At 58.2% G+C, this 251-nt stretch carries 1 protein-coding gene; it reads left to right on the forward strand.

Translation table 11 applies throughout. From position 1 onward, the window contains the following. Window positions 1-11: 11 nt before the first annotated feature. Window positions 12-251 (forward strand): hypothetical protein (locus L7A20_RS12170; protein WP_423817448.1); only part of this gene is annotated, 240 nt, incomplete at its 3' end.

Here is a 251-nt window from a genome sequence, read left to right on the forward strand (position 1 = left end):
GGAACGAGACGATTTTTCAGACCTGCCGACGCGCTGCCTATCGGGGCGAGGACTTTGAGAAACTGGCTTATGAGCTGAATAGCCAGTGCCAGCCACCGCTACCAGTCTCTGAGGTCGCCGGAAACGTTAGGAGTATCCAGAAGTTCATGAATGAGCGTTATCAGCCGGTTGAAGCCCGCCGTGAGCCGGGGGAGCCTGTACCTGATGCGGTACGCGAGTTCATGGCTGAAATCGGTCGCAAGGGCGGGAGC

The sequence above is a fragment of the Rothia nasimurium genome (assembly GCF_928381415.1).
GTDB classification, from domain to species: Bacteria; Actinomycetota; Actinomycetes; order Actinomycetales; family Micrococcaceae; genus Rothia; species Rothia nasimurium_H.